The organism is Paenarthrobacter sp. NPDC090522, assembly GCF_044769225.1.
Classification (GTDB): domain Bacteria; phylum Actinomycetota; class Actinomycetes; order Actinomycetales; family Micrococcaceae; genus Arthrobacter.
In genome coordinates, this window is the sequence record NZ_JBIVXL010000001.1 from 88,728 (window position 1) to 111,235 (window position 22,508).

Annotated in this window: 21 protein-coding genes; 9 read left to right on the plus strand and 12 right to left on the minus strand. The window is 62.9% G+C overall.

The genetic code is table 11. From position 1 onward, the window contains the following. Positions 1-30: 30 nt before the first annotated feature. Positions 31-1,443 (plus strand): glucose-1-phosphate adenylyltransferase, encoded by a 1,413-nt coding sequence (gene glgC, locus ACIQT2_RS00405; RefSeq protein WP_400332397.1) that lies wholly within the window; start codon positions 31-33, stop codon positions 1,441-1,443. Between the two features lie 61 nt (positions 1,444-1,504). Further along, positions 1,505-2,956, plus strand: coding sequence for an SDR family NAD(P)-dependent oxidoreductase (locus ACIQT2_RS00410; RefSeq protein ID WP_402942492.1), 1,452 nt, complete (start codon positions 1,505-1,507; stop codon positions 2,954-2,956). 3 nt (positions 2,957-2,959) lie between these two features. On the opposite strand, the gene ACIQT2_RS00415 is transcribed toward ACIQT2_RS00410, so the two are convergent. The 3 genes from ACIQT2_RS00415 to ACIQT2_RS00425 form a co-directional block, all read right to left on the minus strand. Continuing rightward, positions 2,960-3,811, minus strand: coding sequence for a transglutaminase N-terminal domain-containing protein (locus ACIQT2_RS00415; RefSeq protein ID WP_402942495.1), 852 nt, complete (start codon positions 3,809-3,811; stop codon positions 2,960-2,962). Next, complete coding sequence (locus tag ACIQT2_RS00420; RefSeq protein ID WP_400332391.1) at positions 3,808-4,734, minus strand: alpha-E domain-containing protein; 927 nt, start codon at positions 4,732-4,734, stop codon at positions 3,808-3,810. Before ACIQT2_RS00420 ends, ACIQT2_RS00415 begins: the two co-directional genes overlap by 4 nt. Positions 4,735-4,798: 64 nt before the next feature. Beyond that, on the minus strand, positions 4,799-6,355 hold the full coding sequence (locus ACIQT2_RS00425) for a circularly permuted type 2 ATP-grasp protein (RefSeq protein WP_402942497.1): 1,557 nt from the start codon (positions 6,353-6,355) through the stop codon (positions 4,799-4,801). A gap of 110 nt (positions 6,356-6,465) precedes the next feature. Between ACIQT2_RS00425 and pepN the strand changes: the two genes are divergently transcribed. Then, positions 6,466-9,069 (plus strand): aminopeptidase N, encoded by a 2,604-nt coding sequence (pepN, locus tag ACIQT2_RS00430; protein ID WP_402942500.1) that lies wholly within the window; start codon positions 6,466-6,468, stop codon positions 9,067-9,069. Positions 9,070-9,099: 30 nt separating this feature from the next. On the opposite strand, the gene ACIQT2_RS00435 is transcribed toward pepN, so the two are convergent. From ACIQT2_RS00435 to ACIQT2_RS00455, 5 genes are all read right to left on the minus strand, one after another. After that, entirely contained in the window at positions 9,100-10,194 is a 1,095-nt protein-coding gene (locus ACIQT2_RS00435) for a biotin/lipoate A/B protein ligase family protein (protein ID WP_402942503.1), read from the minus strand. A gap of 86 nt (positions 10,195-10,280) precedes the next feature. Next, positions 10,281-10,538, minus strand: coding sequence for a type B 50S ribosomal protein L31 (locus ACIQT2_RS00440; protein WP_009358283.1), 258 nt, complete (start codon positions 10,536-10,538; stop codon positions 10,281-10,283). A 151-nt stretch (positions 10,539-10,689) separates the two neighbouring features. Further along, positions 10,690-11,499 carry a TrmH family RNA methyltransferase gene (locus tag ACIQT2_RS00445; protein WP_402942507.1) on the minus strand — a complete coding sequence of 270 codons (810 nt, stop codon included), beginning with the start codon at positions 11,497-11,499 and terminating at the stop codon, positions 10,690-10,692. Positions 11,500-11,506: 7 nt separating this feature from the next. Next, positions 11,507-12,292, minus strand: coding sequence for a sulfite exporter TauE/SafE family protein (locus ACIQT2_RS00450; RefSeq protein WP_397321812.1), 786 nt, complete (start codon positions 12,290-12,292; stop codon positions 11,507-11,509). 20 nt (positions 12,293-12,312) lie between these two features. Beyond that, positions 12,313-13,098, minus strand: coding sequence for an ABC transporter ATP-binding protein (locus ACIQT2_RS00455; RefSeq protein ID WP_400332375.1), 786 nt, complete (start codon positions 13,096-13,098; stop codon positions 12,313-12,315). Positions 13,099-13,208: 110 nt separating this feature from the next. Between ACIQT2_RS00455 and serB the strand changes: the two genes are divergently transcribed. Together serB and ACIQT2_RS00465 are read left to right on the plus strand one after the other, a co-directional pair. Continuing rightward, the gene (gene serB, locus ACIQT2_RS00460; RefSeq protein ID WP_400332372.1) at positions 13,209-14,102 is read left to right on the plus strand and encodes a phosphoserine phosphatase SerB; all 894 of its coding nucleotides are present in this window, start codon (positions 13,209-13,211) and stop codon (positions 14,100-14,102) included. A 277-nt stretch (positions 14,103-14,379) separates the two neighbouring features. Continuing rightward, positions 14,380-15,006, plus strand: a complete 627-nt coding sequence (locus ACIQT2_RS00465; protein ID WP_402942511.1) for a hypothetical protein — start codon at positions 14,380-14,382, stop codon at positions 15,004-15,006. 62 nt (positions 15,007-15,068) lie between these two features. Here the strand turns inward: ACIQT2_RS00465 and ACIQT2_RS00470 are convergent, their stop codons facing one another. The 3 genes from ACIQT2_RS00470 to ACIQT2_RS00480 all read right to left on the minus strand — a co-directional run bounded on the left by ACIQT2_RS00470 (position 15,069) and on the right by ACIQT2_RS00480 (position 18,476). Further along, positions 15,069-16,571, minus strand: coding sequence for an ATP-binding cassette domain-containing protein (locus tag ACIQT2_RS00470; RefSeq protein WP_402942514.1), 1,503 nt, complete (start codon positions 16,569-16,571; stop codon positions 15,069-15,071). Positions 16,572-16,859: 288 nt separating this feature from the next. After that, positions 16,860-17,612 (minus strand): SDR family oxidoreductase, encoded by a 753-nt coding sequence (locus tag ACIQT2_RS00475; protein ID WP_402942515.1) that lies wholly within the window; start codon positions 17,610-17,612, stop codon positions 16,860-16,862. Between the two features lie 138 nt (positions 17,613-17,750). Beyond that, a complete protein-coding gene (locus ACIQT2_RS00480) occupies positions 17,751-18,476 on the minus strand; it encodes a beta-ketoacyl-ACP reductase (protein ID WP_400332363.1) in 726 nt (241 codons plus the stop codon). Between the two features lie 155 nt (positions 18,477-18,631). Here ACIQT2_RS00480 and ACIQT2_RS00485 point away from each other — a divergent pair, with 155 nt between their 5' ends. From ACIQT2_RS00485 to ACIQT2_RS00500, 4 genes are read left to right on the plus strand one after another with little or no spacing between them, the layout of a single operon-like run. Beyond that, the gene (locus ACIQT2_RS00485) at positions 18,632-19,132 is read left to right on the plus strand and encodes a DUF3099 domain-containing protein (RefSeq protein WP_402942518.1); all 501 of its coding nucleotides are present in this window, start codon (positions 18,632-18,634) and stop codon (positions 19,130-19,132) included. Next, positions 19,129-19,398, plus strand: coding sequence for a hypothetical protein (locus ACIQT2_RS00490; protein WP_402942521.1), 270 nt, complete (start codon positions 19,129-19,131; stop codon positions 19,396-19,398). The genes ACIQT2_RS00485 and ACIQT2_RS00490 overlap by 4 nt, the downstream gene beginning before the upstream one ends. Then, positions 19,399-20,265, plus strand: coding sequence for an SURF1 family protein (locus ACIQT2_RS00495; RefSeq protein ID WP_402942523.1), 867 nt, complete (start codon positions 19,399-19,401; stop codon positions 20,263-20,265). Continuing rightward, positions 20,249-20,734: a YbaK/EbsC family protein gene (locus ACIQT2_RS00500; RefSeq protein ID WP_402942526.1), complete on the plus strand. Its 486-nt coding sequence runs from the start codon at positions 20,249-20,251 to the stop codon at positions 20,732-20,734. Before ACIQT2_RS00495 ends, ACIQT2_RS00500 begins: the two co-directional genes overlap by 17 nt. Before the next feature lie 136 nt (positions 20,735-20,870). Here ACIQT2_RS00500 and ACIQT2_RS00505 read toward each other — a convergent pair whose 3' ends face one another. Continuing rightward, on the minus strand, positions 20,871-22,469 hold the full coding sequence (locus tag ACIQT2_RS00505; protein WP_402942529.1) for an ABC-F family ATP-binding cassette domain-containing protein: 1,599 nt from the start codon (positions 22,467-22,469) through the stop codon (positions 20,871-20,873). Positions 22,470-22,508: the final 39 nt, after the last annotated feature.

Here is a 22,508-nt window from a genome sequence, read left to right on the forward strand (position 1 = left end):
TTTGGGGGCTACGAAGACGTACGGGGAGCTGTGACCATGGCGTTGAAGAAAGTTTTGGCAATCGTGTTGGCCGGTGGAGAGGGCAACCGCCTGATGCCGCTGACAGCAGACCGTGCCAAGCCAGCTGTACCGTTTGCCGGCGGTTACCGGCTTATTGACTTTGCACTATCGAATCTGGTCAATTCGGGATATTTGCGAATTGTTGTGTTGACCCAATACAAATCGCACAGCCTGGACCGCCATATCTCCGAGACCTGGCGCATGTCCACCCAGCTGGGGCGCTACGTCGCTTCCGTTCCGGCGCAGCAGCGGGTGGGCAAGAGCTGGTTCCTCGGCAGCGCCAACGCCATCTACCAATCCTTGAACCTGATCCACGACGACGCCCCGGACATTGTGGTTGTTGTGGGTGCTGACCACGTCTACCGCATGGACTTCTCGCAGATGGTTGAGCAGCACATTGCCAGCGGCGCAAAGGCCACCGTTGCAGCCGTGCGGCAGCCGCTGAACATGGCCAACCAGTTCGGCGTGATCGAGGTCGACCAGAACGATCCCCAGAAGATCGCCGCCTTCGTCGAGAAGCCCGCCAGCACGCCTGGACTCGCGGCCGACCCCAGCCAGTTCCTGGCTTCCATGGGCAACTACGTCTTCAACGCCGACGCCCTGGTGGAAGCGTTGCATGTGGATGCCGAACGGCTGGACACCAAGCACGACATGGGCGGCGACATCATCCCGTATTTCGTGGACAAGGGTGAGGCAGGGGTCTACGACTTCACGCTCAATGACATCCCGGGCGCCACGGAGCGCGACCGCACGTACTGGCGCGATGTAGGAACCATCGATTCCTTCTACGACGCCCACATGGACCTGATCTCCCCCGTGCCCGTCTTCAACCTGTACAACTCCGAATGGCCGATCTACACCCGGCAGAGCATTTCCCCGCCGGCCAAGTTTGTCCGCGGCGAAAACAGCACGGTGGGAACAGCCCTGGATTCGATCGTTGCCAGCGGCGTGGTGATCTCCGGTGGCATTGTTGAGGGTTCGGTCCTGTCCAACGACGTCTTCGTCGAAGCCGGCAGCCGGGTCCAGGATTCCGTGCTCATGGACAAGGTTCGCGTTGGGGAGGGTGCCGTGATCAAACGGGCCATCCTTGACAAGAACGTCAAAGTCCCCGCCGGTGCTGCCATTGGCGTGGATGCGGCCTTGGACAAGGCCCGGGGGTACAAGGTCACCGAATCCGGCATCACGGTGCTGGCCAAGGGCCAGGTAGTCCCGGAACCCGGCGAAGAAGAGCTGGCGCTCTCCGCCGAGTACCGCCGCAGCCTTCCTGAAGCCCTCAAGGCAGCAACGCAGGGCGATCCCGACATTCGCGACTCTGCCGAGAAAGTAGCCGCCGGGATCCAGGCGCGCGTGGTGGACGCCGCTTCCCAAGGCGCCGCGCACTGACGAAGGCCGCACCACCAACCCGAGGCAGGCCCCGGGGTCCCAAGGCTGTAAAATCAGGTCAATGAGCTCCACCGACCTGACGCCTGAGGAGATCCAGGCCTGCCTCAAGGTTTTAACCACCATCCATGCCTACGACGAAGAGCATCCGGACTATATTGCCGTCCGTCGTGCGACTGGCAAGATGTTCAAGGCGGTCAAGCGTCACCGGCGGGTGACCAAGCGGGACCTGATCGCGGAAGCGGACCGCGCGGTGATCGCCCTTACCGCCACAGCGGCCCCGGACCGCATTGACGACGAAACCCGGGGCAACAAGCTGGCCCCCTCGGCAACCGGTGAGGTAGCCGGTCACCTCATCCGGTCCCGGCCCTGCTATATCTGCAAACAGCACTACACCCAGGTTGATGCCTTTTACCACCAGTTGTGCCCGGAGTGCGCCGCATTCAGCCACAGCAAGCGGGATGCGCGCACGGACCTCACCGGGCGCAGGGCGCTGTTGACCGGCGGGCGGGCCAAGATCGGCATGTATATCGCCCTGCGACTGCTCCGTGACGGCGCCCACACCACCATCACCACGCGCTTCCCCAAGGATGCCGCGCGCCGTTTCGCGGCCATGGAGGACAGTTCCGAATGGCTGCACCGCCTGAAGATCGTGGGAATTGACCTCCGCGATCCGGCACAGGTCATGGCACTGACGGATTCGCTCAACAAGGCCGGTCCGTTGGACATCATCATCAACAACGCGGCTCAGACGGTGCGCAGGTCAGGCAATGCCTACAAGCCATTGGTGGACGCGGAGGACGAGCCGTTGCCCGCCGCTCTCGAAACGGCCAACGGTGGGCCCGAGTTGGTCACCTTCGGCCACGCCCACGACAAGCACCCCCTGGCCCTGGCGAGCAGCGTGACCGAGCACCCGGTCCTCGCCGGCGACGCCATTACCTCGTTGGCGCTGTCCACGGGGTCCGCTTCCCTGGAACGGATCGAATCCGGAACGGCGATCGATGCCGGTGGCTTGGTTCCGGACCTCGCCACGATCAACAGCTGGACGCAAGTGGTGGATGAGGTGGATCCGCTCGAGATGCTGGAGGTCCAACTGTGCAATGTCACGGCACCGTTCCTGCTGGTCAGCCGTCTTCGCGGCGCGATGAAGCGCTCCACGGCACGGCGGAAGTACATCGTGAATGTGTCCGCCATGGAGGGGCAGTTCTCCCGCGCCTACAAGGGGCCGGGCCATCCGCATACCAACATGGCCAAGGCAGCCTTGAACATGATGACGCGGACCAGTGCCCAGGAAATGCTGGACGCCGACGGTATCCTGATGACCGCCGTCGATACCGGATGGATCACCGACGAGCGGCCGCACTACACCAAGATCCGGCTCATGGAGGAAGGCTTCCATGCTCCCTTGGACCTGGTGGACGGCGCCGCCCGGGTTTACGATCCGATCGTGATGGGCGAGCAGGGCGAGGACCAGTACGGCGTCTTCCTCAAGGATTACAAGTCCTCGCCCTGGTGAGCACTACGCCAGGCGGGTAATCTCCACCGACACCGACAAACCGGAGCCGCCGCCGCCCGAAAGGATTCCCTTCAGCGGCGGCACATCCCGGTAGTCGCGCCCCTTGGCAACTGTCACGTGGTAGTCCCCCGCCGGCTTGTGGTTGGTGGGGTCCCAGCTGCGCCATTCGCCATCCCACCACTCCAGCCATGCGTGGGACTGGCCCGCCACGGTTTCGCCGATGTCCGCCGAGGACCTCGGGTGGATGTAGCCGGAGACGTACCGCGCCGGGATGCCGCAACTGCGCAGCGAGCCGATGGCCAGGTGTGCGAGGTCCTGGCAAACACCCTGACGCTGGGTCCAGGCCTGCTCGGCGTTGGTGGTGACTCCCGTGGTGCCCTTCATGTACGTCATCTCACCGGCCATCCAGGAGAAGACTGCAAGTGCCGCCTCATGCGGGTTCTTGCCCTCGACGACGCCGGGAACCAGGCTGAGGACTTCCTCCCCCGGACCGCTGAGCCGTGACTGCGGCAACCAGTCGCTGAATTCGTCCTGGATCTTCGCGGAACGGATGACGTCCCAGCCAACAATATCGTCGTCTGTCGCCACCCGTTCAGTGCGGTGGACCTCCACAGTGGCAGTCGCCAGAACCTCAAGGTTCTCGTGCGGCATCTGCATGTCGAAGGCGGTAACGCGGGTACCCCAATAGTCGCGGTAGGTACTCACCGAGGCCTGGCTGGGGCTCACCTTCAGCGAGGACTCAAGGACCACTTGCTGGCCGTCCGTCAACGGCGTCATGCGGGCCTCGTTGTAGCTGAGGGTCACACGGCGGTTGTATTTGTAGGCGGTCTTGTGGACGATGCTCAACCGGGTCATGAAACTTCTCCCACCCAGGCGTGCTCATCAGCCTGATTGAAGTACTTACGGGAAATCGCGTCCGAGGCCTGCGTCACGGCCTTCTGCACACGTTCCATGTGCTCGGGAAGCTCGGACATCAGGTCATCGGTCCGGTGGAACTCAAGGAAGGTGCGGGCTTGGCCCACGATCCTGCGGGCATCGTTGATGAAGCCAACGCGCTGGGCCGAGGGATCCAGTTTGGCCAAGGACTCGTCGGCATCGCGCAGTGCGTAGACGATGGACCGTGGGAAGAGCCGGTCCAGGAGCAGGAACTCGGCGGCATGCTGGTCACCGAAAGCGGCCCTGCGGGTCCGGATGAACGACTCGTACGCACCGGCGCACCGCAGCATGTTGACCCAGGACATTCCGGCCGACTGGACGTCGCGGGTGGAGAGCATGCGTGCGGTCATGTCTGCCCGTTCCAGGGAGCGGCCAAGCACCATGAACAGCCAGCTTTCGTCGTGGCTCACCGTAGTGTCTGCGAGGCCGCGGACCATGGCGGTCCGTTCCAGAACCCAGTTGCAGAACCGGTAGGTGCCCACCACGTCCTTGCGGTGCTGGTTAAGGCCGTAGTAGGTGGTGTTGAGGCTCTCCCAGAGCGACTGGGACACGGTCTCGCGCGCACGGCGTGCGTTTTCGCGGGCGGCCCCGAGGGAACCGGCGATCGAGGACGCACTTTGCTTGTCGTAGGCCAGGGCATGCAGGAGTTCGGGCAGGCCGAAGTCCTCGTTTTGGGGCTTGGCTCCCATCACGGCCAACAGGTCCCTGGCCACAGTGCGCTGTTCCTCGAGGGGCAAGTGGTTGAGGCGTTCCAAGTGGACGTCCAGGATGCGGGCGGTGCCATCGGCGCGCTCAACATAGCGGCCGATCCAGAAGAGTGACTCGGCAATACGGCTCAGCATGCGGCTGTGCCTCCTTCGCGTGGTGCTTGTCGAAGTTCAAAGGTGTGGAGGAGCGAAACGGCGCTCACTGCTGTTGTTCCGTCTGCCGGTCCCGCCAGTTACTTTCCACCGGCCACACGGACACCTGTTCGCGAACGGTCACCGATTGCCGTGGAATGAATTCGGACGGCATCTGCGGCGAATTGGCCAGCACCCAAGTGTCCTTGGATCCGCCGCCCTGGCTGGAATTCACAATCAGCGACCCCTCCTTGAGCGCCACACGGGTGAGTCCGCCGGGCAGGACCCAGACGTCGTCGCCGTCGTTCACTGCGAACGGACGCAAGTCCACGTGCCGGGGGCCGAACTTGTCTCCGGACAACGTCGGAACAGTGGACAACTGCAGCACAGGCTGCGCGATCCAGCCGCGGGGATCGGCGATCACGCGCTTGCGCAAAGCATCGAGCTCGTCCTTGGAAGCATCGGGGCCAATGACCAGGCCCTTTCCGCCGGAACCGTCCACGGGCTTGACCACCAACTCTTCGAGCCGGTCCAAAACATGCTCCCTGGCTTCCTTTTCCTCAAGCCGGAAAGTGTCGACGTTGGCAATGATCGGCTCTTCGTGAAGGTAGTAGCGGATCAGGTCAGGGACGTAACTGTACACGAGCTTGTCGTCTGCGACGCCGTTGCCCACGGCGTTGGCGATCGTCACGCCGCCGGCCCGCGCTGCATTGACCAATCCGGGACAACCCAGCATGGAGTCGGAACGGAACTGCAACGGATCAAGGAAGTCGTCATCGATCCTCTTGTAGATGACGTCCACGCGCTGCTCGCCGGCGGTGGTCCGCATATAGACGCGGTTGCCGCGGCAGATGAGGTCGCGGCCTTCCACCAGTTCCACGCCCATGAGGCCCGCAAGGAGTGTGTGCTCAAAGTAGGCGCTGTTGAAGACCCCGGGCGTCAGGACCACCACTGTGGGGTCGTCCACGCCCGCCGGAGCTGTCTTGCGAAGAGCCGAGAGAAGCCTGCGGGGGTACTCCTCCACGGGACGGATATGCTGCTGGCCGAACGCCTCGGGAAGGCCCTTGGCCATCGCCTGGCGGTTTTCCAGGACATAACTGACGCCCGACGGGACGCGGACGTTGTCCTCAAGGACCCGGAACGTGCCCGCCGCATCACGGACCACATCGATGCCCGAAACGTGGACGCGGACACCGCCGGACGGTTCGAAGCCATGCACGGCGCGGTGGAAGTGCGCACTGGTGGTCACCAGTTGGCGCGGGATCACGCCGTCCGCCACCACCGCCATGCGCCCGTAGACGTCGTTGAGGAAGGCTTCGAGGGCCTTGACGCGCTGGGCCACACCGCGTTCCAGCACATCCCATTCGTCAGCCGGGATGACCCTGGGAACAATGTCCAGCGGGAACGGCCGCTCCTCGCCCGCATAGTCGAAGGTGACGCCACGGTCGAGGAAGCTGCGGGCCATGGAGTCGGCCCGGGCGGTGACATCCGCCAGGGAAAGCTCCTGCAGGGCGCCGGCAACCTGACCGTAGGATTTTCTGGCGACGTGGCCGTTGGCAAACATTTCGTCATAGGCGCCGCTGCGCGCGGCGGCCTCTGAGTAATCCTGGAAGAGGTCAGACATGGGAAATAGACAATCACCTTTTTGGGTCGAGCGCATTTCGCGCTGATTGTGTCGCGGTTTCGCAGGCCTCCCGCGTCAGGCCGCCACCTGCCTCATGATTAGATGGCTGTGTGTCGAATCACAATTTGTCGCGCGAAGAAGCCGCTACCCGCTCAGCCCTGATCACCACCCATTCCTACGACGTCACCCTCGATGTCCGCAACGCGGCAGATCCCGCAGTCACCGGATACCCGAGCACCAGCACCATCGCCTTTTCCGCCGAGCCCGGCTCGGCCACTTTCCTTGATTTCATCGGCGGCACCGTTGAGTCCGTCGTCCTTAACGGCCGCGCCTTGGACGTCGCCCTGGCAGTAGACCAGGACCGGATCATCCTCGAAAGCCTTGCGGCAGAAAACGTGGTTACGGTCTCCGCGACGGCCCTCTACAGCCGTTCCGGCGAGGGCATGCACCGCTTCGTGGATCCCGCGGACGGCAAGTGCTACCTCTACACGCAGTACGAACCGGCGGACAGCAGGCGCGTCTTCGCCAACTTCGAACAGCCTGACTTGAAAGCCGAATTCACCTTCCACGTGATCGCGCCCACCGGATGGGAAGTTGCCTCCAACGGTGTTGAGGTGGCGCGGACGCCACTGCGCGACGATCCGTCCGCGGCCCTGTGGGACTTCGCCACAACGGCCCGGATGTCCACCTACATCACCACCGTTTTGGCTGGCCCGTACTTCAAGGCGACGGACCACTGGGGAGCAACGCTCGACGGCGGAACCCGCCTTGATGTTCCGCTGGCCCTTTACTGCCGCGCGTCCTTGGCTGGGTCCTTTGATGCCGGTGAGCTCTTCAAACTCACCAAGAAGGGCCTCGCGTTCTTCAATGAACTCTTCGATTACCCGTACCCGTGGGGGAAGTACGACCAAGCCTTCGTTCCCGAGTACAACCTTGGAGCCATGGAGAACCCCGGGCTGGTGACGTTCACCGAAAAGTACGTCTACTCGTCACGGGCAACGGACGCCCAGTACCAGGCACGTGCCAACACGCTCATGCACGAGATGGCCCACATGTGGTTTGGCGACTTGGTGACCATGACCTGGTGGGACGATTTGTGGTTGAAGGAGTCTTTCGCCGACTACATGGGCACGTTGGGCGTAGACCGGGCCACGGACTGGGACACCGCGTGGGTGAACTTCGCGAGCAAGCGCAAGGCCTGGGCCTATGTCCAGGACCAACTGCCCACCACGCACCCGATCGTTGCCGACATCCCCGACCTGGAGGCGGCCAAACAGAATTTCGACGGCATCACCTATGCCAAGGGCGCCTCGGTGCTCAAGCAATTGGTTGCCTACGTTGGATTCGACGCCTTCATTGCCGGATCCAGGCAGTACTTCCGCAACCACGAATATGGCAACACCTCCCTCCACGACCTCCTGCGCGCACTCAGCGAGGCGTCCGGGCGGGACCTTGCCGTGTGGGCCCGCCAATGGCTTCAGACATCCGGCATCTCCACGATCGGTGCCGAGATCGTCGAGGACAACGGCATCCTTGGGGCCGTGATACTGACGCAGGATGCGGTGGACCCGCTGACCGGAGACCAGGAATTGCGTCCCCACCGGATGCGGATCGGGCTGTACGACCCGGACCAGGACGGCGCTTTGGTCCGCGTGGACAGCATTGAGGTGGATGTGGCCGGCCCGCGGACCTTGGTGGACGGGCTTTCCGGAAAATCCCGCCCGGCCCTGCTCCTGGTCAATGATGACGATCTCAGCTATGCCAAGGTCAGGCTGGACACGGTTTCAGAGCAGACCGTCCGTACGTCCCTGCACCGCATCCAGGACCCCATGGCGCGCGCGTTGTGCTGGACAGCCCTATGGGACGCTGCGCGGGACGGCGTGACGCCATCGGCGCAGTACGTGTCCGCCGTAGAACAGTTCGCTCCTGCGGAAACCGGCATCGGCGTGCTCCTCAACGTGCTGGCCAATGCATCCTTTGCTGCCGGGCGGTACGTACCGGCTCCCCAGCGGGACAAGGTCAGGTCCGGGTTCCTGTCCGTGGCAGCGCGCCAACTTCGCGCTGCACTGCCTGGCTCGGACCAGCAACTGGCTTGGGCGCGCACCCTGGCAGATGTGTCACGGCATTCGGACCGGGAACTTCCGCTGGTGATGGGCCTGTTGGAGGGCGGCGTGGTGATCGATGGCCTGACGGTGGATGCGGAGCTTCGGTGGAGCCTCTGGCAGGCGCTGGCGGCGCATGGGCAGGCTTCCCAGGAGCAATTGGACGCAGAGCTGGCGGGTGACCGAACGGCTTCGGGCCATGAAGGACACGCGCTGGCCATGGCGGCCCGGCCGGACGATGCTGTCAAGGCGTCCGCCTGGAAAGCCGCCGTTCTTGGCTCGGAGCTCTCCAACGAAATCCTGTCGGCCACCATCAACGGCTTCATGGTGGCGCCCACCGCGCTGCTCGACCCCTATATCGAACCGTACTTCCAGGCCCTTGAGACGGTGTGGGCAGAGCGTTCCATCGAGATCGCCGGCCGGATTGTCCGGGGCCTGTTCCCCGCTTCCCAGGACCTCCCGGAGGGGACCGACCCCGTCGCCCACCCCGTGGTGCTACGGACCGACCAGTGGTTGCAGGAGCACGCAGACGCGCCCCGCGCCCTGCGCCGGATCATCATCGAGCAGCGCAGCCACCTGCTGCGCGCCCTGACAGCGCAGGCAGCAGGCTGACATCCGCCCTTGCAGAAGAGGCAGCCGGGGTCAGGGAACGCGGTTGAGCCATTCGGCGGTGCCGAACTTGGTGTCCACCCGTTTCCTGGCTTCGGCCAACTCGTCATCCGTCAGGCGCGACACGACGGCGCCGTAGCGCTCCGTGAAGACCTCCTGCATGGCGTCGATAATGGCCGCCCGGGCGAGGCCTGTTTGCCTCCTCAAGGGGTCCACCCGTTTCTTCGCACTGCGGGTTCCCTTGTCGGAGAGCTTCTCCTTGCCGATCCGCAGGACGTCCACCATCTTGTCCGCATCGATGTCATAGCTCATGGTCACGTGGTGCAGCATGCCGCCGTTCGCCAGCCGCTTCTGGGCCGCGCCACCGATCTTGCCTTGGTCCGTGGCGATGTCATTGAGTGGCACATAGAAAGCACTGATGCCGAGCTTCTCCAGGGCGGCCATGACCCAGGAGTCAAGGAAGGCGTAGGAGTCGGCGAAGCTGATCCCGTCAACCAGGGTCTGCGGCAGGTAGAGGGAGTAGGTGATGCAGTTGCCCGCCTCCATGAACATGGCCCCTCCCCCGCTGATGCGGCGGACCACTGTCACCCCGTGCCTCGCGACACCCTCCGGATCCACCTCGTTGCGGACGGACTGGAAGCTCCCGATCACCACCGAGGGTTCCGCCCAGTCCCAAAAACGCAGGGTTGGATTCCGGAGTCCAGCGCCCACCTCCTCGGTCAGGACTTCGTCGAGGGCCACGTTGACAGGTGTCGGAAGGACTGACGGAGGGATGACGTCCCAATGGTGGTCCGCCCATCCCGTGGCCTTGGACAAGGCCCTCCGGACGGTGACGGACACGGCCTCCGCCGAGAAGCCAAACAGCACTGCCCCCTCCGGAAGCCGCGTGTTGACGGCGGACGCGATCTCCGCAGCCGAAGATTCAGCGGGGAGCCCGGTGAGGGCCGTGTTGATGTCCAGGAGTGCTTCGTCGGGTTCAAGGAAGAAGTCTCCGCTCACGGAGACATTCGCAAACCGGCCCTCGACGACGTCCAGATCAACCACCACCAGCTTCCCGCCGGGAACTTTGTACTCCCCGTGAAGGTGCGTGCCGTCGTCGTTCATTTCCTGTGCGGGGAGGGAAGTCATGGTTTCCATCTTGCCGGAAAACGCAAAAGCCCGCATCGCCGGAAACCGGTGATGCGGGCCCTCGAGAAGACTTGGGGTGAAGTGGGTTACTTCTTGCCGCCGAAGCCCTTGAAGCGAGCATTGAAGCGCTCGACGCGGCCAGCGGAGTCCATGATGCGCTGCTTGCCCGTGTAGAACGGGTGGGACTCCGAGGAGATTTCGACGTCGATGACCGGGTAGGTGTTGCCGTCTTCCCACTCGATGGTCTTCGAGGAAGACACGGTGGACTTGGTCAGGAACTTGACGCCGGAAGCCAGGTCGTTGAAGACAACAGCTTCGTACTTCGGGTGAATATCAGACTTCATAATTGGACCTTTGTTCGCGCAGCTGGATTTTGCCAGCTGCCAGGTATGAATGGAGGTGGTCCGTAGATGCCATAACTCATTTCAACGTCCGGACCAACAAACAATCCTACCTGATGCTTGCCATCTGCACGAACCAGTGGGCGGCCCCGCGTCAATCGCGGGGACGCAGCTCCCAGAAAGCCACCGCCGAGGCAGCGGCGACGTTGAGGGAGTCGACGCCGGCTCGCATGGGAATCTTCACTGCAAGGTCGACGGCGGCGAGCGTCCCGGCGCTCATGCCGGCTCCTTCGGTGCCGAGCACCAGCGCAAGTTTGGGGATCTCCCGGGCTGCCAGTTCGTCAAGGTCCAGGGCGTCATCCGTTAGTTCCATGGCCGCGACAGTAAAGCCTTGCTCCTGCAGCAGCGCCAGATCCCCGGGCCAGTTTTCCAACCGGGCCCAAGGAACTTGAAATACGGTCCCCATGCTGACGCGGACGCTGCGCCGGTACAGCGGGTCACCGCAGCGCGGCGAGACAAGCACTGCATCCACGCCGAGGGCCGCCGCGGAGCGGAAGATGGCACCCACATTCGTGTGGTCCACGATGTCCTCGAGCACCGCCACGCGCTGGGCGCCCGCGAGCAGTTCCGGCAGGGCTACCGGGGCCGGCCGGTGCATGGCAGCCATCGCGCCTCGGTGCAGGTGGAAGCCGGTGATCTCTTCCAACAGGGAGGCTTTGCCAATGAAGACCGGAACTTCGGGGTACGCCTCGAAGACGTCCGCGAGGTCCTCGATCCACTTCTCCGCCAGGAAGAAGGACCGTGGCTGGTGCCCGGCAGCCAGTGCACGGCGAAGCACGCGGGACGACTCTGCGATGTACATTCCCTCTTCCGGCTCACGCAGCTTGCGCAGATGGACATCTGTCAGCGTCGTGTAGTCGGAGACGCGGGGGTCGTCCGCAGCTTCGAGATAGTGGAAGGTCATGATGCGTTTACTTCAGGAGATTGGCGATCATGAAACCGAGGGCCACAATGCCGAGGGTGAAAATAACGCTGCGGAGGACCTTCGGCGAGAGTTTGCGGCCCACCTTCGAGCCAACCAGGCCGCCAATGGTGGAGCTCACGGCAATGAGGAGGACCACCAGCCAGTCGATCCGGTCGAAGGCGAAGATCAGGTAGGAGATGGCCGCCACCATGTTGACCGTGAGCGTCAGGATGTTCTTCATGGCATTGGCGTTTTGCATGGTGCCGGACATGAACACGCCAAGGATGCCTACCAGGAGGATTCCCTGGGCTGCAACGAAGTAGCCGCCGTAAACGCCGGCGAGGTAGATGAGGACCACCAGGAGGATGCCGTGGCTCTTGTCCTTGAGGGCGTGCTCCGGGTTCTGCTCGCGGTTTTTTATCCAGCCCTGCAGCTTCGGCTGGAACAGCACCATCAGCAAGGCCGCAACCAGCAGCACCGGTGCGACATAGCCAAAGACTTTCTCCGGCAAATGAAGGAGGAGCCAGGCGCCGGTAATGCCGCCAAGGAGGGAGGCCGGCATCAACTTCATCAGCTGCCTGCCCCGGCCCTTCAGCTCGCGCCGGTAGCCCCAGGCGCCGGCTGCGGTGCCTGCGACGAGGCCCATGGCATTGCTCATGGAGGCCACCACGGGAACCACACCGAGTGCGATAAGTACCGGGAAGGTGACCAGGGTGCCGGATCCAACGACGGCGTTGATGGTGCCCGCCCAGAGGCCAGCGAAAAAGACCAGGATGCTGCTAAGAATTTCCATAGTGAATATGCGTTTCCGGCCTAGCGGCGGGCAGTGGCCGTGTAGCGGCCAGCGTTTTCGGTGACGTCCAGCTCAAGGCCGAAGGTGCTGCTGAGGTGTTCATTGGTCAGGACGTCGTTGATGGGCCCCGCGGCCACCACTTCGCCTTCGCGCAGCAACATGGCATGGGTGAAGCCCGGCGGCACTTCCTCAAGGTGGTGCGTCACGAGGACCATTGCCGGGGAGGCTTCGTCCTGGGCAAGTTCGCCCAGCTTGTGGACCAGTTCCTCGCGTCCGCCAAGGTCCAGCCCGGCCGCGGGCTCGTCGAGGAGCAGGAGTTCGGGGTCGGTCATGAGTGCCCTGGCGATCTGGACGCGCTTGCGCTCTCCCTCGGACAGCGTGGCGAATGTCCTGTTCAGCAGCGGCCCCATCCCCCAGTCGTTCAAGAGACCAAAGGCGCGGCGTTCGTCGTCGCGCTCGTAGCCTTCGCGCCAGCGGCCCGTGACACCGTAGGCCGCGGTGACAACGACGTTAAGCACGTTCTCGTGCTCGGGGATCTGGGTGGCAAGGGCAGCCGAAGAGAGGCCGATCCTGGGGCGGAGTTCGAAGACATCGACACGGCCCAGGGTTTCGTCGAGGATGCCGGCCTTGCCGCTGCTGGGATGCAGACGTGCGGCAGCAATCTGCAGAAGCGTGGTCTTGCCCGCGCCGTTGGGTCCCAGGATGACCCAGCGTTCGCCCTCGTTGACCTGCCAGTCCACTTTGTCCAGCAGGGTTTTTTTGCCTCGGACAACGCTGACGGAAGCCAATTCCAGAACATCACTCATAGCAGTAGACACTAGGACAAAAATGAACATGACTGATAACCGGCACTTGTCCTTGTTTATCAGGCGAAACCAATTCGGGTACATATAGCCGCCTCGCTAGGATTGAGGGCATGACTTCGAACTTGGCTGCGGTCAGCTATGGCATGACTTTGTCCCCCGAATCCCTTGATGGCGTGCGCAAGGCGCTCACGGGCGCCGGCGTCACAGTGTCAGCAGAATCACAGTCCGGTGACGGGCGTTACGCAGTGCATACCGCTGAACTCAACGTCGCCGCAGCCACGGCAGAAGACGTGGCTGCGTTGCGCCGCACCGTTGCCGGGGTGGATGCTCCAGGCATGGATACGGCGCTGGTACCCGAAAGCCTCCGGAAGGCGTCGCGGAAGCTGCTCATCATGGACGTCGACTCCACGCTCATCCAGCAGGAAGTCATTGAACTGCTTGCTGCCTACGCCGGCAAGCGGGAGGAAGTCGCAGCCGTCACCGAAGCGGCGATGCGCGGCGAACTCGACTTTGCCCAAAGCCTTCACGCCCGCGTCGCAGTACTGGCAGGCTTGCCGGTCGACGTCGTGAATTCCGTGCGTGCCGAGGTGCGCCTCAGCCTGGGCGCGGCAGAGCTCGTTGCCGCGTTCAAGGCGGCCGGCCATGTGGTGGCTGTTGTTTCCGGCGGTTTCAACCAGATTCTTGGTCCGCTTGCCGGGGAACTCGGCCTCGATTACTGGATTGCCAACGAGCTTGAAATCGTCGACGGCGCGCTGACGGGCAAGGTGCTGGGCGCTGTCATTGACCGCGCCGCAAAGGAAAAGTACCTGCGGGAGTGGGCTGCGGCCGAAGGCATCGACCTTGAGCACACCATCGCCGTCGGCGACGGTGCCAATGACCTCGACATGCTGGGGGCCGCTGGGATCGGCGTGGCCTTTAACGCGAAGCCGGCCGTACGGGCCGTGGCGGACGCGGCCATCAACATGCCTTACCTCGACGCGGTCAGGCATATCGCCAACGTCTGAGCCGGATTTCCTCGCCGCCGTGGTCGAGGAGAACGGTTCCGCGGATCCAGCGATGCCTGTGTCCGTTTCTCCGTGGATGAATCGTCGTCACGAACCGGGCTTCCCGACACTTAACTGTTGTGTCCGGCTGCCATGGTCCGGCGACTCGTTGACAGAGGTTCCTTCGATGAGGTGCTGCCTGGCGTCCCATCGTTGACCCAGGAGCATCATGAACCATATCTTCACGTCTGCAACGCACCATGTGGCCGTCAGGACCACATGGACGCCAGGACGGTAAGTGGAAGGTTCACAGCGCACCTGGAAATGGTGGAGACGCCTCACCGAAGGTCCCCTTGCCGATGGGTCCCCTGACCCGACAACAGGTTCTGCCTCCTTCCTGGACGAGGTACTCAAGGAAGAAGACCCTGGCACGGGCACGCCCCATGGGAAGGCGGTGGTTGGGGAGCCGGGTTTCCTGGAGGTCCCGTTCCGGGAATCCACCACCGATTACTTCCCGCAACCCTCCACCAAGGAAACAGAACAGGAAGATCGGAATATGAGTTCACTTGACGAAGCCGTAAAGCAACTACTGTCCATTGAAGGCGCCACCGGTGCCGCCGTGGTTGACTACACCAGCGGTATGGCTTTGGCCCAGGGCGGAAGCCCCGGCTTCGATCTCGGCGTCGCGGCAGCAGGCAATTCGAATGTGGTCAGCGCAAAACTGCGCACCATGTCCGACCTGAACCTGGAGAGCGACATCGAAGACATTCTCATGACATTGGATACCCAGTACCACTTGATCAACGTGTTGAACTCGGCCGGCTCCAAGGGCTTGTTTGTCTACCTGGTATTGGACCGCACCTACGCGAACCTTGCCTTGGCCCGCCACAAGCTCAAGAACCTGGCCAAGGGCATCACCATCTAGTGTCACCGAATGAAGAAGGGGTGGTCCTCCTGAGGACCACCCCTTCTTCATCTCCCAACGAACTAACTCTTTTGGCGCCGGGGATCCCGGGATGCTGCCTCGAATTTCTCGCCCAACATGTGGTGGACCAAGACATCCTCGTTGGTATTTGCGTTCGCTTCGATGGAAACCATTTCGCCGTCCCGCATCACGCCAATCCTGTGGCACCAGCCAACCAATTCAGACAAGTCAGATGACAGCAGGATAATGGCCACTCCCGTTTGGCTGAGTTCGTGGAGCATCTTGTAAACGATTTCCTTGGCGCCGATGTCGATGCCCCGGCTGGGGTGGCTGAGGATCAGGATGTCGCAATCGGTGGTCATCCACTTGGCGAGCTGCACCTTCTGCCGGTCACCGCCGGACAATGTTGCGATGGTTCCGTGGATGTTCGTGGTGTTGATCCGCATGCGCCTGACAAGCTCAATGACCCCTCGGAGCTGCATCACCTCGTCCTGGAGGCTCACCTCATGGTCGTCCGCCACCTGTTGAAGCCCGTCGACGACGGTGGCACTCGCCTCAAAGTTGTCGTCCGTCTCTGACAGGAACCCGATCTTCAAACGCTTGGCATCCGGATGTTCCCTGATTTCCACCTTGTCGCCGTGCATGAAGATCTCCCCGGAGGTGCTGGGGTTCGTCCCTACAAGGGCACCGATCAAAGGGTAGATCCCGGAGCGGTGCGTACCCACGAGGCCAAAGATCTCGCCCTTGGCCACGTGGAACGTGACGTCGCGGACCACGTCACCTACACCCAGGTTCACCACCCGCAGCGCCTCTTCACCGGTAGCCAGTTCCACGGGACGGGCGTTTGGCTCCAGTTTTTGCTGCAACAGCATGAAAGCCAGTTCGGCGATGTCTGTCTGACTCGCGTCCACCACACGATGAACCCGCCCGTCACGCAGAATCGCGATGCGGTGGGCTATGGACCGCACTTCATCGAGCCGGTGGGTGATGTAGATGATCGCCCTGCCCTGCTGGTTCAGCATTCGCAGGACTTTGTGCAGCACGGCAACGTCGTGGTCCGGCAAGGAGGCCGCAACTTCGTCCATGATGACAAGCTGGGCTTCCTCCGCAACCATCCGGAGAACTTCCACCAAAGTTTGCTCGGCACGGATCAGGGCTCCGACTTTCATGTCCGGATCAAGGTCAATCCCGGCGTCCAGAATCAATTTCGCTGCTTGTTCCCTTAATTCCCCGTGGGCTTTCCCCGCTTGGAACGTCCCGCGGAATATGGCTTCGGCAACCGTTAATTCAGGATCCACCCGGAAGTTTTGCGGAATGAGGCCGACACCGCAGGCTTGGGCTTCTTCCAGGGAGTCGGGTGCGAACTTTTCTCCGGCGAGATTCATGCGGCCACCGTCGTGTTTGTGGGCTCCAGCCAGGACGCCCATCAATGTGGTTTTGCCGGCACCGTTGGTTCCGATCAATCCCAGGATTTCACCCCGGTGCAATGAGAAGCTGACGCCTTTGAGGATGCGCCGCTGGTCATAGGACGCGCGGATATCGTCGGCGTGCAGTAGCAGGTCCAATAAAGCTCCTTGTTCGCAGAATCGCGGAGGGACTGGCAGGAAAAGCCCGTTGATGCGCGCTGCCCAAGGCACAATATTGCACGCGACTACGGACGCAGGCGTATTGCCGAGTCAATCAGATGGCGAACTTTAATGCAAAATTAGAATCTGGAAACAAGTTAATGAAATTCGTGACGAAAGAATGGCAATAATTTATGAAATCGTCATGAAGTGTTGAGCCAGGGATGAAGGTCCGTTTAACGTGAAAGAGGCCCGGGATGCCATCCCGGGCCTCTTCCTCGTGTGCCGCTACTGCTCGCTCTTACCGAAGTAATCGGCGCCACCAACGTACTCGGTGTGGCCCGATTCGACGTCGGCCGTGACCATCTTGGCCACCTCGGCCGCAAACTCTTCCACGGAGTACAGTTTGCCGGCCTCTGCACGGCGTGCCTCGATGGCACCGGGGTTGGAACGGTCAAGGAGAGTAGCCGTCACCGTTCCCTCGATCATGTCGCCGGAGACGACCACCAGCGAAATGCCCTTGTTGGCAAGATCGGGCAACAGGGCGCGGAGCGCATCCTCGCCGGCCCTCTTGCTCTTTGCTACGGGCTCGTACTCAGGCATCGTGGGTACGGTCTCGACGAAGTGGGCCTGGTGGCTGGTCACGAAGACAACCCGCGAACCTTCGGGCATGAGCGGCACGGCCGCGTTCAGCATATTGATCTGGGCATCGCGGTTGAGCTTCAATGCGTAGCCCTCTTCCATGCCCGTTTCCATGCCACCGGAGGCGTTCAGCACCAGGACGTCGAGTGATCCGAACTCCTCCATGGCGGCACTGGCCAGGGCATGGACGCCTTCATCCGTGGTGAGGTCTGCGCCGACGGCGGCTGCGCGTCCACCGGCGGCCTGGATCCCAGCCACCACCTTATTGGCCCGCGGGGCCTTCTGTCGGTAGTTAACGACGACGGCGGCACCCTCGCCCGCGAGGATCTTGGCAACTTCGGCACCGATACCGCGGGATGATCCCGTGACGATGGCAGTCTTGTTATCCAGCGTTCCCATACGTGCTCCTTTTGTTCACTTCATCCAAAAACTGTGGGCTCGGATTCCATCTTGCCAGCGCGTGCCGGAAAGATGCTTGTGGAGCGCCAACAAAAACTGCCTGATCGGCTAGTGCGGCAGCGGCTAGTGCGGCAGCGGCTAGTGGCCCATGCCCAGTCCGCCGTCGACGGGGATGACCGCACCGGAGATGTAGGCGGCTTCATCACTGGCAACCCAGCGCACCACGTTGGCTACCTCGGAAGCCTCGGCAAAGCGGCCGGCCGGGACGTTGGCCAGGTAGGACTTCTGAGTCTCCTCGGGGAGCTCGGCCGTCATGTCGGTGTTGATGAATCCTGGCGCCACCACATTCGCGGTAATGCCGCGGCTGCCGAGTTCACGGGTGAGCGATCGGGCGATGCCAACCATGCCGGCCTTTGAGGCCGAATAGTTGATCTGTCCCGGCGCACCGTACAGGCCGGATACCGAAGAGATCAGGATGACGCGGCCCTTCCGAAGGCGGATCATGCCTTTGGACGCCCGCTTGATGACGCGGAACGCGCCGGTGAGGTTCGTGTCCAAAACCGAGGTGAAGTCGTCTTCGCTCATCCGGAGCAACAGGGTGTCCTTGGTGATGCCGGCGTTCGCCACCAGCACCTCCACGGGCCCGTGGGCTTCCTCGACCGCCTTGAATGCGGCATCGATCGATCCTTCATCGGTGACGTCGGCCTTCACTCCCAGAATCCCTTCAGGGAGTTCTGATTCGCTACGGTAGGTCACCGCAACCTTGTCGCCATTGGCCAGGAAGGACTCAGCGATCGCCAGGCCGATTCCTCGGTTGCCACCCGTAACCAGGACGCTCCGGCCGGTGGATACTGCTTCAGACATTCATTCGCTCCAGGTTCTGCGGCAGGGGTGTGCCACGGTGAAGAGGGGTTTTTACCTGCCTCGATCTTAGCCGCCGGACCCAGCAACGCGCGGGTAACCGGTGTGGCCAGCGGTTTGGGCCAGTACCGCGATGGTGAGAGAATTGATAGGAGCCTTTGGAGCGTGATGATTCAGCTGTGACACGAGAGAACAGTCCCATGCAGCAGGTGCCCGGGGACCCGGACGCTGTTTCCAGCGACCCCGAAGTGCACAGCATCACGGACGCCGCCACCGCCCACTCCGAGGACATGCGTCAACGGATGATCAAGTACTCACTGGCCATGGGTATCCGCATGGTCTGCATCATCCTGATCTTCGTGGTGGATGGCTGGTTCAAGATCGTCGCGGTGGCCGGTGCCGTCTTCCTGCCGTGGATCGCGGTTGTCATCGCCAATGGCAGCGACATGGCAGAGGACCACAGTGAGTCCTTGCTGGACTATGTTGCCACGCCCGAAATCGAGGGGTCGCAGCAACCAGCCGAAGAAACGGTCACCGTCCTCCAGGGGGAGCTGGTGGACGAGGATCCGGACCAGGACAGCACTCCGCCCCAAGGCACCACCGACGACACTCCATCTACGAAGGCCGGGAACGCCGGCGACGAACGGGCGGCTTCATGAACATCTTCACCCTCGGCGGCCTTGGTCAAGGCGACCAGGAAGCGGTACCGGAAAAGGCGCTGTGCTCCCGCAAAGGCTGCCGTGATGGCGCGGATTGGCAACTCCTGTGGAACAACCCACGCATCCACACCCCTGAGCGCCGGAAGGTGTGGCTGGCATGTGGCGAACACCGCGCGTGGCTCGAAGACTACTTGCAGACGCGCGGACTATGGAAAGAAACGGTGCCGTTCGAGTCGGACGAGGCGTCCGTAGGCGGGGCCCGCTGAATGTACCGCTTCCTGTTTTCCAGCAAGTGGCTGGGCTATTTTGTCCTGGCCGTTATCTTCGCTACGGCTTGTGTGTTCCTGGGACGCTGGCAAATGGACCGGCGCGCGGAAACACTGGCCGAAATCAACCGCGTGGTCAGCAACTATTCGGCCACCCCGGTGCCCTTCGCCGCCATCAAGGACGAGTTCCGCCAACTCGATCCCGAGCGCGAATGGACCCAGGTGGAACTGCGCGGAACCTACGATCTTGACGGGCAGCGAGTGGTCCGGAACCGGCCGTTGAACGGTCAGCCGGGCTACGACGTCGTGGTTCCTTTCCGCCTCACCACCGGTGAGGCAGTGGTGATCGACCGTGGCTGGTTGCCGATCGGCAACAACACCCCGGGACGGCCCGACGTCGTTCCGTCCCCGCCCACGGGTGAGGTCACCGTGGTGGCCCGCCTCAAGCCATCGGAACCGAAGCTGGACCGCGGGGCGGTGGAGGGGCAACTGGCGTCCATCGATCTGCCGGGGTTCGCTGGTGAGTTGCCCTATACGATCGAAACGGGCGCGTACGGCCAATTGGCGAGCGAAGCACCGGCCGTGCAACCCATGCCTACCCCGTTCCCGAAACCGGCAACGGAAGAAGGCACCCATCTGTCCTACTCGCTGCAGTGGTTTGCCTTCGGCGTCCTGATGTTCATCGGGTTCGGCTACGCCGCCCGGCAGCAGGCGCGCAACGCAGCGATTGATGCCGAAGATGAGGACGACGAGGAAACCATGTCCGCCGTTGGTCCCCGCAAGCGGCTTGCCCCGGCCCCACGAAAGAACAAGCGCCGTACGTCCGAAGAAGAGGAAGACGCCATCCTGGATGCCCAAGGCTACTGAGAGTCTCCGCGATCCTGTCCAAACCGTCAGGAAAACCCTCCTAGCGCTCGGGGCCAAGGATACGGTCCGTATCTTCGAGGAGAAGGTCCCGACGGCGGCGGCAGCAGCTTCCGTACTGGGCTGTGAGGTCGCTGCCATTACCAACAGCCTTGTTTTCGAAGTGGACGGCGCTCCCCTGCTGATCCTCGCCAGCGGCGCCGCAAAGGTGGACACGGCCCTGGTGGCCCGCCAACTGGGGACGGGCAAGATCCGGCGTGCCATGCCTGACTTCGTCCTGGAACACACAGGACAAGAAGTGGGCGGAGTGGCGCCCATAGGCCACCCCCAGCCGATAAGGACCATCCTGGACAGCTCGTTGCAGGATCACGGAGAACTGTGGGCCGGCGCGGGAGACCACAATTCAATGTTCTCCATCACCTACGTGGACCTGCTGCGCATAACCGGCGCGGCCGAGCTCCCAGTACGCTAGCAGCCGCGAGCGAAGCGACGCGGTTGATTTGCGTAGCGGGCGTCTAAGCGAGGAACGAGCGAGCATGCGGCAAATCAACCGCGCCGCGCAGCGGAACCGGCCCCGAGCCGGCCTTAGCCGCGCCGCAGAGCCCGCCTTACGCCAGCGTGATCAGGTCCAGGTAATCCTCGTTCCAGTGGTCCTCGACGCCGTCGGGCAGCAGCACTACGCGCTCGGGGTTCAGGGCGGCGACTGCGCCCTCGTCGTGGCTCACCATCACCACGGCACCGGTGTAGTTCTTCAAGGCCCCGAGGATTTCCGCGCGGCTGGCTGGGTCCAGGTTGTTGGTGGGTTCGTCGAGGAGCAGAACGTTGGCGCTGGAAGCCACGATGGCTGCCAGGGCCAAGCGGGTCTTCTCACCACCGGAGAGCACTCCGGCCGGCTTATCCACGTCGTCGCCGGAGAACAGGAACGAGCCCAGGATGCCGCGGACCTCGGCGTCCTTCATGTCCGGCGCCGAGGAACGCATGTTCTCCAGCACGGTGCGGTCGTGGTCCAGGGTTTCATGTTCCTGGGCGTAGTAACCGACTTTGAGGCCATGTCCCGGGATGATGTCACCGGTATCCGGCGCGTCCACTCCTGCGAGCATGCGCAGCAGCGTGGTCTTGCCGGCACCGTTGAGGCCCAGGATGACCACCTTGGAGCCGCGATCAATCGCAAGGTCGACGTCAGTGAAGATCTCCAGGGATCCGTAGGACTTGCTGAGGCCCTCCGCCGTCAACGGCGTCTTGCCGCAAGGCGAGGGCTCGGGGAAGCGCAACGCGGCCACCCGGTCCTGCTCACGGACAGCCTCGAGCCCGCTGAGGAGCCGCTCGGCACGCTTGGCCATGTTTTGCGCGGCAACGGCCTTGGTGGCCTTGGCACGCATCTTGTTGGCCTGGTCCAGGAGGACCTGGGCTTTCTTCTCGGCGTTGGCGCGTTCACGGCGGCGCGCGCGCTCGTCGGTTTCCCGCTGCTGGAGGTAGCGCTTCCAGCCCATGTTGTAGTAATCGATCTGGGCGCGGTTGGCATCAAGGTGGTAGACCTTGTTCACCGTTGCTTCGAGCAGTTCCACGTCGTGGCTGATAACAATGAGCCCGCCCTGATGGTTCTTCAGGAAGTCGCGCAACCAGGTGATGGAATCAGCATCCAGGTGGTTGGTGGGTTCATCCAACAGCAGGGTTTCTGCGGACGAGTACAGGATCCTGGCCAGCTCCACGCGGCGACGCTGGCCGCCGGAGAGCGTCTTGAGCGGCTGGTTGAGGATGCGCTCGGGCAAGGCGAGGTTGGACGAAATGGCGGCCGCTTCCGCCTCTGCTGCGTACCCTCCGCCTGCGAGGAATTCGGCCTCCAGGCGGTCGTAGCGGTTCATGGCCTTGCGCTGGACAGCTGCGTCCTCACTGGACATCTCCGCCTGGGCCTTCTTCAGCTTGCCGAGGACTACATCCAGGCCACGGGCGGAGAGGATGCGGTCCCGTGCCAACTGCTCCATGTCCGGGGTGCGGGGATCCTGCGGAAGGTACCCGATCTCGCCGCTCCGCGTCACCTTGCCGCCTGCCGGAAGTCCCTCCCCCGCGAGGACGCGGGTCAGGGTGGTCTTGCCGGCGCCGTTGCGGCCAACAAGGCCAATCTTGTCCCCTTTGTCCACCCTGAAGTTGACCTGGTCCATCAGCAGGCGTGCGCCGGCGCGGAGTTCGAGTTCCTGGACGGTAATCAATTCGGGTGATGCCTTTCAACGGGGAACGCCTGCGGGGCC